We start from the raw sequence: 12,323 nt of genomic DNA, 5'->3' as shown, positions 1-12,323 counted from the left end.
ACGCCGGCAACCGCGGCGCCATAGCCAGGCTGTGGTAACGCAGGCTGCCATGGCAACGGTTATCGCCACGTCTTCACTGGAGGGCTGCGCTATTCTCCGGGCGTAGCCTGCCCTTCTGCTTTGCCCAGGATGTGCCGCATGCCCGGATCGACGCCGCCCTCCCCTCCACCCGCCGGCACGGCACTGCGCACGTTGCAGCGCTGGCGCAGCACGGGGCAGGAGCATCAGGTGGACGTGATCGCCGAAGAAGTGCCGGTGGCGATGCGCTACAACGGAGCCGCCTTCGCGGTGATGATGGCCACGCCGTGCGACCTGGAGGATTTCGCCCTGGGTTTCTCGCTCAGCGAAGGATTGATCGAGCGCCCCGACCAGCTGCTGTCCGCCGAGGTGCAGCCACAACTGGAAGGCATCGAGCTGAAGATGACCGTGTCCGCCGACGCCCCTGGCGCAGGGCTGGACCCCAACAATGGCCGCCTGCTGCCTGGTCGTGGCGGTTGCGGATTGTGTGGTGCGCGTCTGCTGGAAGACGTGCTGCGTCCGCTGCCGCCGCTGAAGGACCGCCGCACCTACCAAACGGCTGCGCTGCAGCGGGCGCTGGCCGGGCTGGCCGCGCAGCAACCGATGAATGCTGCCAGTGGTTCGACCCATGCAGCGGCCTGGGCCGATGCCAGTGGCCGCATCGGCTGGGTGCGCGAAGACGTGGGCCGTCACAACGCGCTGGACAAGCTGATCGGTGCGCTGCACCACAACGAGCACAGCATCGATGGTGGCCTGCTGGTGGTGTCCAGCCGCGCCAGCTACGAAATGGTCAGCAAGGCAGCGCGGGCCGGGGCCAGCGTACTGGTTGCCGTTTCGGCCCCCACCGCGCTGGCCATCGATCTGGCCCGCAGTGCCGGTCTGTGCCTGGTAGGGTTCGCCCGCGAAGGCGGCTTCAACGTGTATACGCACCCGGAGCGACTGCAGGGGGATGGCCTGCACGGCCATCCGCCTGCCTGATGAGGCGCCCTCAGCGGATGGACTGGGTGCTACACCTTCCGGGGCCGTTCGGGAGAGAGCAGCCCGCCGATCCGCTCGGTCAGCTGCGCGCGCACGTTCTCGTCCAGCTGGCCTTCGTACATGGCCTCGTAGATCCACAGGCCGTCGGCGGCCAGCCGCGCCACGAAATTGTCCAGCGCCGCAGGGTCGTCACTGCCGGCGGCCGGTGGCGATGGTGCCCAGCGCTGCACTACCGGTGCCCACGGCCGATCACTGGGAAACTCGGGGTCCACCGAGTCGAGCATGAACATCAGCTCGGCACGGGTGGCACTCTGCGCCGAAACCCGCACGAACGTCTGGTAGCGCTCCAGCGCAGTGGCCTCGCCAGCCGATTTGCCCAGCAGCGCCTCCATCGATGCTTCCCAGCTCTGCACCAGGTGCTCGTCGATGCCGCGCAGCAACGCTTCGCGCGACGGGAAGTGGTACAGCAGGCCGCCACGGGTCAACTGCGCCTCGGCCGCCACCGATTCAAAGGTGACCGCACGCACGCCGTCGCGGTTGATCACGCTGACGGCGGCGTCGAGGATGCGCTCGCGCTTGCTGGTTCTCATTGCCGTTATTTTACGCGATCGGAAGCGCCGTCGCGGCCGCCAGCACGTCCACGCAGCAGGCGCGCGATGATCACCGCGCCGGCCGCCAGCACCGCGCTGATCACCAGCAGCACGATCTGGTAACCGCGATCGTAGGCCGCAGTGGCCAGGGCGAACCACTCACCCTGCCCCGTGTCACGCGCCACGTGCAACGCCTGGGTGAACCCCTCGCGCGCGGCCGCGGGAATACCCGCCGACTCCGGCAGGAACGCGCCGTACATCGCGGCGCTCAGGCTGCCCAGCAGCGCGACCGCCAGCAGGCCACCGAACTCGTAGGACACCTCCTCCACCGACGAGGCCATGCCCGCACGATGCGGCGGTACGTTGTTGAGGATGGCGGTGGACGCTACCGAGATCGCAGCGCCCATGCCGAAGCCGGTGATCGCCATGCCGGCCACCACCCAGCCCAGGCCGTGCGGGAAGCCCAGCGCCACCACGCCCACACCGACCGCACCAGCCGCAAGGCCGCCGCAGATCAGCGGGCGCAGGCCGACGCGATGCAGCACGCTGCCGCCCAGCAACGCGCTGGGCAGGCTGCCCAGCGCCGCCACCGATACCAGCAGGCCGGCCTGCAACGGGCTGAGGCCGGCCACCAGCTGGAAACGCTGGGTGGTGAGCAGCTGCAGCCCGGCCATCGCAAACAGGGTGAACACTGCCGAGAGGGTGCCGGCAAGGAAGGCCGGGTTGCGGAAGATGGCGAAATCCAGCAGCGGATAAGGCAACTGCTGCTGGCGGCGGCTGAAGGCGAAGCCGGCGATGAGCGCCAGCAGCAGCGAGACAGCGCCCACACCGTACGAAGGCGGGGTGGCGATCAGCGACTTGATCGCCAATACCAGACCCGACAGCGCGGCCAGGGCCAGCAACGAGGACAGCAGGTCCCACGACCGCGTGCTGTCGCGCTGCCCTTCCGGTGCCAGCACCAGGGTCGCGATGAAGGCGACCACCACCACCGGCACGTTGATCAGGAACACCGAGCCCCACCAGAAGTGCTGCAGCAGCCAGCCACCGATGATCGGCCCCAGTGCCGCACCGACGATGGCCACCGAGCCCCAGATCGCGATGGCGATGTTGCGCTCGCGCTCTTCATGGAAGCTGAGCCCGATCAAGGCCAACGTGGCCGGCATCATCGCCGCCGCACCCACGGCGAGGAATGCACGCGCCGCGATCAGCTGCCCTGCGGTTGCGGAGAACGCCGCTGCCAACGAGGCGATGCCGAACACCACCAGCCCGACCAGGAACATCCGGCGGTGGCCGAGGCGGTCGCCCAGGGTGCCCGCCCCCAGCAGCAGGCCGGCCATCACCAGCGGGTAGGCGTTGATGATCCACAGCGCCTGCCCGGCACTGGCCGACAGCTCCTCGGTCAGGGTCGGCAGCGCGGTATACAGCACCGAGTTGTCCAACGTGACCAGCAGCAGGCCGGCGGCGACGGTGAACAGCAGCGACCAGCGTCGGGCGCGCGACAGGGACGGAGCACCGTCCAAGGGCTGGGAGAGAGCCATGGGAACCTGGAGGGGAAGGAGTATGCCCATAACTATACAGGACGTCCTGTATAGTTATGGATATCCCAGCGAACGCCATTCAGCTTCCGGGAGGCGCCATGCCTGGTGCGCCAAGGCCCGGGCTTACCTGCACTCCGCGGGCAATGCAGCGACCGCCTGCACTATCGGGTCCTGCATGCCCTGGCCTACTTCGGCATCCAGCTCGCCACGCAGATGGCCGTGTTGCCGCTGCATCTCGTCTTCGCACAGCGCACGCACCCGCGCACGGGCGTTGCTGCGCAGCGTGCTGCAGCGCCAATCCACCCCTCCCAGCGGCAGCACCGAATACACCACGCTGTTGCAGGCGTTGCCGGCGCGCTCTGGCAGCGGGCGCCCGCCGAAGTCACGCGGCGCACTGCTGCGCTGCGGGTCGAAGTAGCTGTCCGGGAAGGTGCGTGCGTACTGTTCGATATCCACCTCGATGCTGCCGCCATCGCCTGCCGGCAGGCGCAGTGGCTGGCCGCAGCCGGTGGCGTCGGCGCGGTGCTGGATGTACTGGTAGATCGGTCGGTCCAGGCTCGCATCCTGCGTGGTCACGGTGCTCACCGCCGCCAGCACCGGCAGCGACGCACGGTTGGCCATGCGTGCCAGCACTCCCGCCTGCGCCGGTTCGCAGCGATCGCGCAGCGTCGCCACCAGCAGGAACAGCAGGTCGTCACGAAAGGCTTTGTCGGCAGCCATGTGATGTTCGATGCGTGCCTGCGCTTCCGCCGCCGGTGCAGGGAATGCCACTGCCGGTGGCGAGGGCGCGTGCGTTGCATTCCACAACAGCGCCACGCCGGTCCCTGCCAGCAGCAGCACCAGCATCAGCAGCGCGACGGTGCGTGCGCGGAGCTTCGTCATCGGGTGCTCGTCATCGGGTGATCGCGGAAAGCGTTGCCGCAGCGGCGTCATAGGACGCGCTGGCGATATCCGCCTCGAAGTGCTTCACCTGCAGGCGCCCTGACAGCCGATAGGGGTCCCACAACGCGCCCATCGTGATCGGGGTGGCCAGGGTTACATGGATGATCTGGTTCGGCGGTGGCGGCGGTACGTGGATGCACGCGCCATAGAACGGCACGAACAGCAGTTCGTCCACCTGCCCCGCATCGTTCATCGCCAGTGGCACCACATAGCCATCCAGGTCCAGCGCCCGTCCATCCACGCCATCGACCACCGCCGACGAACCGAACTGCTGCGCGCGCAGAGGGCTGGAATGATCGATGGCCTGCCCGGGCAGCGAGCCCGAACCGGTGTCGTCGATCAATCCGCCTACCCCATCCATGCCGTTGCCACGCGACAGCCCGATCTGCGGCGGTGGACGCTGGAAGCTGTCCTCTCCAGGCATCAGCGCGTCCCAGCGGTCGATCACTGCAGACGGCGCCGCTGGCGAAGCGGCAGCGCTGCTGGCCTGTGGCTGCGGAGCCTCCACGGCGGGCCGGCCACAGCTGGTCAGCAGTACACCGGGAAGCAGAACGGCAAGCACCTTCGCGCTACGGTTCATAAGGCCTCAATTCGGCGTCGGCCATGCTGTAGGCCGAACCTGCAAGATCATCGTCCACCCGCTCGGCGCGCAACACGCCGGCCAGGAAGAACGGCGAGTACATGTCGGGCATGGCGATCGGCCGCGGCAGCACCACGTGCACGATCTGGTTCGGTGGCGGTGGTGGCACGTGGATGCACGCGCCGTAGTACGGCACGAACAGGAATTCGAGCAGTCGACCATCTGCGGCATTGGCCAAAGGCACGACATAGCCCGGCAGCCGCACCGCGCGATCCAGTACCGCGTCCACGGTACGGAAGGTACCGAACTGGGCCATGCGCCGGTTGCCGCTGTGCTGCACCTCCGGCCCCTCGCCGCGCTCCAGTGCGGCCAGTTCATCGCCCGGCAGCATCTGCAACCAGTCCAGTTCCTGCTCGCTTTCGGTGCGGGCACTGTCCTGCACCGGCGACGGCGGCAGTGCCTGCAAGCCGGTATCGGTCGGCCGCGTGCAGGCGACCAGCAGCATGGCCGCAGCCAGCAGCAACACGCGGACGCCCGTGCTCATGACGCAGGCGCCAGGCCATCGGCCAGGGTGCGCCGGTAGGCCAGCAGCGCAGGCAGCAGGCCTGCGACCGCGCTGATCAGCAGCACGCCCCCTACCCAGGCCAGTTCGCGCGCGTCCGGCCAGACGTGGGTGATCGACAGACCGAAATTGGCCAGCGCCCAGCTGCGCCCCACCACGCTGGCGCAGGTCAGCACCGCCAGCGCCAACGCACAGGCCATCGCTGCGGTGGCCACGGCTTCAACCACCAGCAGGCAGGCCACATAGGCTGGACGCGCACCGGTAGCACGCAGCACCGCCATCTCGCGACGGCGCTCCTGCAGCGTCGCTACCAGCAGCGCCATCAGCGAAACCATGCCCAGCAGCACCACCATCGCACTGATCAACTGCAGCGCGCGCTCAGCGGTGCCCAGCGACTGCCACAGCTGCTGCAGGGTCACGCCGGGCAGGATCGCCTGCAGCGCTTCGTCTGGATACTCGTTGATGCTGCGCTGCACGCCGAACGTGGCGATGCGCGAGTTCAGGCCGAGCATGAAGGCGGTGATGCTGGTCGGGGTCAGGTCGAGCTGGCGTGCCTGTTCGGCGCTGACATGCTGGCTGCGAAGCTGCACGCCGGAGCGCCAGTCGACATGGATCGCCTCGATCGCCGGCAGTGACACCAGCACGGAAGAATCCACCGGCGTGCCGGTCCGCTGCAGGATGCCGACCACGCGGAACGGCTTGTCGGCATGCGTGGCCAGCGTTACCGCACCAGTGCCATGGGCCAGCACGATGTCAGCGCCCACGCCGATGTGCGCCGCCTGTGCCACTTCAGCACCAACCACCGCGTCATACAGGTCGTCGAACGGCCTGCCCTGTGCGAACGCCAGCGGATGCCCTGCGCCATGCCGGTAATGTTCGAAGTAGCCGGCGGTGGTGCCGATCACCCGATAGCCACGCCAGGAGTCACCCAATGACAGCGGCACTGCCCATTTCACCTGCGGCAGCGCGGACAGTTCCTGGTAGGACTGCCAGGACACGTTGTTGGTCGGGTCGCCGATATGGAACACCGAGTACAGCAGCAGGTTCACCGGCCCCGAGCGCGCGCCGACGATCAGGTCCGTGCCCGAGACGGTGCTGGCAAAGCCCTCGTGGGCCTGCGTGCGGATGCGCTCCACCCCCAGCAGCAGGACCACGCTCAGAGTGATGACCAGCACGGTCAGGCTCACGCTCAGGGCGCGGCTGCGCAGGCTGGCCCAGGCCAACTCAAACATGTACACCCCCTGCCCGGTTCAGATCACCCAGCGACAGCACCTGGTCGAACAACGGCTGCAGGTGGTCATCGTGGCTGACCACCAGCGCGGTGGTGCCGGCGGCGCGGCACTGCGCGGACATCAGCTGCAGGAAGGCCGTGGCCGCGTCGGGGTCCAGCGCCGAAGTCGGTTCGTCGGCCAGCAGTACTGCTGGGCGGCCGATCAAGGCACGGGCAGCGGCAACGCGCTGCTGCTGGCCAACGCTGAGCGTGCCCGCCGCACGCGGCATCAGTGCCGGGTCCAGCTGCAGCGCGCGCAGCAGGCGGGCGATCTCGGCATCCAGCCCACCTTCGATGCGCGCATTGCGCAACGGCGAGAAGCGCACGCCAAGGGCGATGTTGTTGCGTACGCTCAGGAAAGGCAGCAGGTTGAACTGCTGGAAGATCACGCCCAACTGGTCGGCGCGGAAACGATCGCGCGCGGCGGCACCGAGCGTGTTCACCGCGTGGCCGGCGACACGGATACTGCCGCGACCCGGCAGCAGGATGCCTGCCAGCAGGCCCAGCAGCGTGCTCTTGCCCGAGCCGCTGGTGCCGCGCAGCAGCACGCTGCTGCCCGCGCTCACCTGCAGCTGTGCGATGTCCAGCACTGCTCGGTCTGCGTAGCCGAACTGCACGCCCTGCAGGTCGATGATGGCGGCCTCGTTCATGGCGCCAGCGGCACCCGCAGGCTGTCGGCGGTCACCACGCTGCGGCCTTGCCCGGTCGACGTCGCGGTATTGACGATCACCTCATGCAGACCTGGAAACAGCGTCGGCAGCGGCAATGCCAGCCCACGCAATGCCGCTGGGTTGGCGCAGTGGTAACGCAGTGCTGCGGTGAATCCGGCGTGCGTGTGCTGGCCAGGCTGCGTTGCCACTACTACTGGCGCAAAGCCCTTCGCAGTCGCCTCGGCATGGTCCAGCCGGCACTGAGCAGCGCTCGGCAACGTGACCCAGCTGCCGCTTTGCAGGATCGATCGCGCCCGCGCCAGTGCGCCCTGTTCGCGGCTGTCGGCAGGTGGTCGTTCGAAATCGAGGATGCCGATGCCCGGCGCACGCAGTGCCAGCTCCAGCGTTCCCTGGTCCACGGCCAGATCGACATCGGCCTGGCCATGCACATGCGCATCGTGATGGCGCACGTCGTGGGCGTTCGCAGAATGGGCAGCAAGCAGCAATAGAAGGACAGCAGAACGTTTCATGGGGGCAGCTCCGAATTGTTACTATGTAACATTATGGACCACATCCCGACCTCGCCCGCAAGGGCCCGCACCCAGCCGCCAGCTTCGGCACGCTGGCATCCCCGCTTCGATCTTGCAGGCGCCTGGCTGTCGCTGGCCTGTGCCGCGCATTGCGTGGCCCTGCCCTTGCTGCTGGCCTTCACGCCCGCGGCGATGATGGCGCTGCGCTCGTTCCAGCACCCTGGCCACGCGACGATGACCGCGCTGCTGGTGATGTCGCGCTGGGAATGGCTGTTCGCGCTACTCGCCTCATCGATCGCTCTGCTCAGCACCACCGCTGGCCGGCGCCGCCATCGGCGGGCACTGCCGCTGTGCGTGGCCCTTGCAGGCGCGATCCTGCTGCTGTCCGCTTCGCTGTACCTGCCGTTGAAGGAATCGCTGCTCTGGCATGGCGTTGCCACCGCCTGCGGCGGGGTGATGCTGGCCGTCGCACATCTGCGCAACCGGCGGGCCCTGCGGTCCGCCGGCTGATGACCCTTCAGAACCGGTAGCCGACCTCGGCGCCGACAATGCGCGGGCTGTCCACCGGCCCGTAGTAGTTGCCATCGCGGCCGAAGGCCAGGTTGTCGAAGATCAGCCCGTTGATGCGGCGCTTGTCGGTCAGGTTCTGCACGAACACGCGCGTACTCCACGGGCCCCGCTCGTAGCCCAACTGCACGCCCAGCACGGCCACGGCCGGCTGGAACGCGCGGTTGCGCTCGTCCAGCGCGCTGGAACCGGTGAACTGCGATTCCACACGGGCGTAGATGCCGGAGTCGAACTGATACCGCGCGGCCAGGTAGCCGGTGTAGTGCGGCGTCAGCTTGACCCGCTTGCCGTGCAAGTTCTCCTGCGGGCTGACCCACAGTTTGGTGTACGTCGCATCGACATAGCCGACATTGGCCATCACCGTGAACCCCGGCGCGACTTCAAAAACGCCTTCCAGCTCTGCACCACGCGACCGTATCGAGGCATCCGATCCCACGTAGTCGGAGGAGATCGGCCGGCCGTTGGCATCGGTGGCCACCTGGATTTCCTGCCAGTTGTCCGAGCTGATATGGAACAGCGCGCCGCCGATATGGCCACGGCCGCCCGCCAGGTTCATCTTGAAGCCCACTTCATGGCTCCACATGCGTTCGGATTCGTAGCGCAGCACCTTGTCGTTGATCACATCGCTCTGCGCGGCGGCCAGGTTGAAGCCACCGGGGATGTAGCCCTTGGCCGAGGCCGCATAGAACGACAGATCATCGCTGGCGTCATAGCGCAACGAGACGCGCGGCAACGTGGCCGAGAACGTATGCGCCAGGGCTGCGTCGCGGTAGCGCACCAGGCCCCCGGCACCCAGGTCGAGGAATCCGGCCCGCTGTTCGGTGGAGCGGCGGGCCTGCTCGTGGCGGATGCCGAGGCTGGCGGTCAGCTTCGGCAACGCCGGCAACGTGTAGCTGGCGGTGGCGAACACACTGTAGTCCTCCCCCTTGGAGGTCTGCCGCGGCGCCAGGTTGTAACTGTCCAGCCCGCGCAGCGCCGGGCCGACGAAAGTGCCCTGGATCGAATCCTTGTCGATGCGATAGGTCGATACACCGGCCATCCAGGTCAGCGCCTGGTCGCTGGGCGAGCTGAAGCGCGCCTCGGCATTCCATGCATTCTTCTTGTCGTAGATGTAGCCGGCCAACGCGGAGCTGGCGGTCATGTCGAAGTCATAGCCAGCCGAGGTGGTTTCTTCGCTGCGGTACGAGGCGGCAACATCCAGGGTGCCTGACTGCAGTTGCCACTGCGCGCTGAGGCCGGCAACGGTCTCGTCCTTTTCGGTGCGCTTGGGCGCATCGTTGATGTAGGTGAAATCACCTGCATGGCGGCCACCATTGAGGCGGTCGCCATAGGTGCGGTTGTACAGGCCGGTATCCAGCGGCAGGTACTCGTACTCGAACATGCCTGGTGCGCGCGTGCGCAGGTGATAGGCCAAAGCGTTGACGGTCACGTAATCGCTGGGCCGCCAGCGCAGCTTGCCCTGCAGGTAGCCCTCTTTCACTTCGCCGCGCGCGCCGTAAGGGGTCAGGTTCTTCAGGTGGGCATCCTCATCGGACCCCATGAACGCCACCGAGCCCGACAGCGTGCCGTCCTTGCTCAGCGGGCCTGCCAGGAAGCCATCCACGGCCGTGCCGTTGCCGTTGCCGAACCAGGTGCTGCGCACGTTCACCTCGCCCTCGCGGGTATCGGCCGGGCCGCGCGTGCGCACCAGCACCAGCCCCGACTCGCTGTTGGCGCCGTACAGGGTTCCCTGCGGCCCCCGCAGCACCTCGACCGATTCCACCTGGTTGAGCACCGCGTTGCTCAGCTCGCGGAACGGAATGCCATCGATGTAGACCGACGCGCGGTTGACCAGGAAAGGATTGGATTCGATGCCGCGGATGGAAATGAACATGTTGCTCAGCTGGCCCATCACGTTGAACTTCACATTGGGGGCCAGCTTGTCCAGGTCACGGAACTCGGTGACACCGGCTTCTTTCAGCGCCTGCCGGTCAAGCACGGTCACCGACAGGTCACTCTTCAGGTAGGGCGTATCGCGCTTGGAGCCGGTGACCACCACGCCGTCAAGGGTGGTGGCATCGGCGGACTGCGCGTGGGCGGGAAGAACAGGAACGAGCAACGACGCTGCGACGAGGGCAACGGAGGAAACGGGGACTTTCAAGGGCAACCTCATGAGGAACGGAAACGCGCCTGGCGGGCCGGCTGGCGCAAACTGTTATCCTGTAACATTCGACGCTCGCCGCCACTCCATTGCAGTCAGCGCTGCTCCATTCCTGGACCCGCCATGCCCGCCCTCGCCGACCAGCTGCACCGGGAAGCCGCCCAGCCCATGGAGGGAACCGTGACCAGCGAGGATGGCTCGGTCGTTCTGCTGCGCCATGGCTTCCGGGCCAGCGAAGGCCCCATGGGGCACCCGCACCAGCTGCGGCTGGGCCTGCTGCTGGCCGGTGGCGGCTACCTGTACCAACGCACCACTGCCGGGGTATTGCAGGCACCATGGCATCCGGGCCAGTTCAACGTGGTACTGCCTGGCGATCATGGACACTACGCCAGCCCTTCGGTGGAGCTGCTCGGAATGGCCATCGATACCGCGCAGTGGCGCGATGCGCCTGGCGGCTTCCCGGACATTCCTTCCCTTTCCCTGCGACTGCATCGCGACCCGGTCATCGCCTCCGTACTGCACGCGCTATGGTCCAGCGCGCAGGTTGACGCCTGCCTGCCCGGGTTCCTGCAGTACGGTGCAGAAGTGGTGGTGCGGCGATTGGCCCAGCTTGCCGGCCAACCGCACGCCCAGCCACGCATGGCCGCACCGCTGTCATCGCGGCAACTGCGCCATTTGCAGGACTTCATCGATGAACACCGTTCGCAGCCGCTGGATGTCGCAGCGCTGGCCGGCGTACTCGGCATGGAACCCACCACCTTCAGCCGCGCGCTGCGCGCCGCCACCGGCATGCCACCTTATGCCTACCTGACCCAGCGCCGCATGCACTGGGCGCAGCAGGCGCTGCAGGGCGGCCTCAGCGTGACCGAGGTGGCCATGGCCTGCGGCTACGCCAACCCCAGCAAGTTCAGCGCTGCCTTCCGCCGCGTTGTCGGCACCCTCCCGTCAGCATGGCTACCGTAGATCCACGCCATGCGTGGATGGGCCGCCGTGCGCGCGCTCCGGCTCGAACACACCCGCCACCCAATCGATGAATACCCGTAACCGTGGCGACGGCGTGCGGTTGCGCGGATAGACCAGGCTGACCGGGCTCGGCGTGGGTGGCATATCAGGCAACAGCTCCAGCAACTGCCCGCGCGCGATGTACGGGTCCATCCGGTAACGCGGCGCCTGGATGATGCCCAACCCGGCCAGCGCGGCACCCAGGAAGGCGTCGGCACCGGACACCCGCACGCGTGCCGGCAACGGCATATGGCGCACCTGGCCGCCCTGCTGGAACTCCAGCGGAATCAGCTGGCCGGTGGCACTGGAGCGGTAGCCCACCATCTGGTGTCCCGCTGCCAGCGACGCGATGTTTTCCGGCTGCCCGTGCGCCTGCACGTAGGCAGGCGACGCCACCGTGACCTCGCGCAGCAACGCCAGGCGCCGCGCGGCCAGATCGCTGTCGGCCAGGGTGCCCACGCGGATGGCCGCATCCACGCCCTCGCGCAGCAGGTCGACATAGCGGTCGCCCTCGCTGACCTCCAGTTCGATGTCCGGGTAACGCTGCAGGAAATCCGGCAGGTGCGGGAACAGCAGGTGACGCCCCAGCGTACCGTGCACTTCGATGCGCAGCGGCCCGCGCGGTGGCACGTCACGGAACGCGGCCTCAGCATCGTCCATGTCCGCGATCAGGCGCAGGCAGCGGCCGTAGAAGGCCTCGCCTTCCAGCGTCGGCACCACCACGCGCGTGGTCCGGTGCAGCAGGCGCACGCCCAGGCGCTGCTCCAATGCCTTGATCGCGTCGGTCACCGTGGCCCGCGGCAGGCCCAGGTCTTCGGCGGCGCGGCTGAAGCTGCGGCGCTCGACGATCCGGACGAAGGCACGCAAGGCGGTGAATCGATCCATTGTTCGGCTGGCCGGATGATGTTTCCGGATTATCCATGATTATCCGCGACGGCGGAGAGACGAAGATGGCC

At 67.6% G+C, this 12,323-nt stretch carries 13 protein-coding genes; 3 read left to right on the top strand and 10 right to left on the bottom strand.

Annotation, left to right across the window (positions count from 1 at the left end; translation table 11 throughout):
• The first annotated feature begins 138 nt into the window (after window positions 1-138).
• Window positions 139-996, top strand: a complete 858-nt coding sequence (gene fdhD, locus MRBLST15_RS02030; RefSeq protein WP_367784965.1) for a formate dehydrogenase accessory sulfurtransferase FdhD — start codon at window positions 139-141, stop codon at window positions 994-996.
• Between the two features lie 29 nt (window positions 997-1,025).
• Here fdhD and MRBLST15_RS02025 read toward each other — a convergent pair whose 3' ends face one another.
• From MRBLST15_RS02025 to MRBLST15_RS01990, 8 genes are all read right to left on the bottom strand, one after another.
• Window positions 1,026-1,586 (bottom strand): TetR/AcrR family transcriptional regulator, encoded by a 561-nt coding sequence (locus tag MRBLST15_RS02025; protein ID WP_265952491.1) that lies wholly within the window; start codon window positions 1,584-1,586, stop codon window positions 1,026-1,028.
• 5 nt (window positions 1,587-1,591) lie between these two features.
• A complete protein-coding gene (locus MRBLST15_RS02020; protein ID WP_367784963.1) occupies window positions 1,592-3,124 on the bottom strand; it encodes an MFS transporter in 1,533 nt (510 codons plus the stop codon).
• Between the two features lie 123 nt (window positions 3,125-3,247).
• The gene (locus tag MRBLST15_RS02015; protein WP_367785525.1) at window positions 3,248-3,970 is read right to left on the bottom strand and encodes a hypothetical protein; all 723 of its coding nucleotides are present in this window, start codon (window positions 3,968-3,970) and stop codon (window positions 3,248-3,250) included.
• A gap of 46 nt (window positions 3,971-4,016) precedes the next feature.
• On the bottom strand, window positions 4,017-4,646 hold the full coding sequence (locus MRBLST15_RS02010; RefSeq protein WP_367784961.1) for a DUF3299 domain-containing protein: 630 nt from the start codon (window positions 4,644-4,646) through the stop codon (window positions 4,017-4,019).
• A complete protein-coding gene (locus tag MRBLST15_RS02005) occupies window positions 4,636-5,190 on the bottom strand; it encodes a DUF3299 domain-containing protein (protein WP_367784959.1) in 555 nt (184 codons plus the stop codon). Before MRBLST15_RS02005 ends, MRBLST15_RS02010 begins: the two co-directional genes overlap by 11 nt.
• A complete protein-coding gene (locus MRBLST15_RS02000) occupies window positions 5,187-6,440 on the bottom strand; it encodes an ABC transporter permease (RefSeq protein ID WP_367784957.1) in 1,254 nt (417 codons plus the stop codon). The genes MRBLST15_RS02005 and MRBLST15_RS02000 overlap by 4 nt, the downstream gene beginning before the upstream one ends.
• Window positions 6,433-7,128 carry an ATP-binding cassette domain-containing protein gene (locus MRBLST15_RS01995; RefSeq protein WP_367784955.1) on the bottom strand — a complete coding sequence of 232 codons (696 nt, stop codon included), beginning with the start codon at window positions 7,126-7,128 and terminating at the stop codon, window positions 6,433-6,435. Before MRBLST15_RS01995 ends, MRBLST15_RS02000 begins: the two co-directional genes overlap by 8 nt.
• On the bottom strand, window positions 7,125-7,658 hold the full coding sequence (locus MRBLST15_RS01990) for a ZrgA family zinc uptake protein (protein WP_367784953.1): 534 nt from the start codon (window positions 7,656-7,658) through the stop codon (window positions 7,125-7,127). The genes MRBLST15_RS01995 and MRBLST15_RS01990 overlap by 4 nt, the downstream gene beginning before the upstream one ends.
• 33 nt (window positions 7,659-7,691) lie before the next feature.
• Between MRBLST15_RS01990 and MRBLST15_RS01985 the strand changes: the two genes are divergently transcribed.
• A complete protein-coding gene (locus MRBLST15_RS01985) occupies window positions 7,692-8,168 on the top strand; it encodes a MerC domain-containing protein (protein ID WP_367784951.1) in 477 nt (158 codons plus the stop codon).
• Between the two features lie 7 nt (window positions 8,169-8,175).
• On the opposite strand, the gene MRBLST15_RS01980 is transcribed toward MRBLST15_RS01985, so the two are convergent.
• Window positions 8,176-10,365 (bottom strand): TonB-dependent receptor, encoded by a 2,190-nt coding sequence (locus MRBLST15_RS01980; RefSeq protein ID WP_367784949.1) that lies wholly within the window; start codon window positions 10,363-10,365, stop codon window positions 8,176-8,178.
• A gap of 123 nt (window positions 10,366-10,488) precedes the next feature.
• Here MRBLST15_RS01980 and MRBLST15_RS01975 point away from each other — a divergent pair, with 123 nt between their 5' ends.
• Window positions 10,489-11,328, top strand: a complete 840-nt coding sequence (locus tag MRBLST15_RS01975; RefSeq protein WP_367784947.1) for a helix-turn-helix transcriptional regulator — start codon at window positions 10,489-10,491, stop codon at window positions 11,326-11,328.
• Here MRBLST15_RS01975 and MRBLST15_RS01970 read toward each other — a convergent pair.
• A complete protein-coding gene (locus tag MRBLST15_RS01970; RefSeq protein ID WP_312703999.1) occupies window positions 11,320-12,252 on the bottom strand; it encodes a LysR family transcriptional regulator in 933 nt (310 codons plus the stop codon). The two genes, MRBLST15_RS01975 and MRBLST15_RS01970, sit on opposite strands and share 9 nt — an antisense overlap.
• Window positions 12,253-12,323: the final 71 nt, after the last annotated feature.

The sequence above is a fragment of the Stenotrophomonas sp. LST15-1-1.1 genome (assembly GCF_040815575.1).
Classification (GTDB): Bacteria; Pseudomonadota; Gammaproteobacteria; order Xanthomonadales; family Xanthomonadaceae; genus Stenotrophomonas; species Stenotrophomonas lactitubi_B.
The sequence above is the reverse complement of the archived record's forward strand: the minus strand, read 5'-3'. Positions and strand labels throughout refer to the sequence as shown.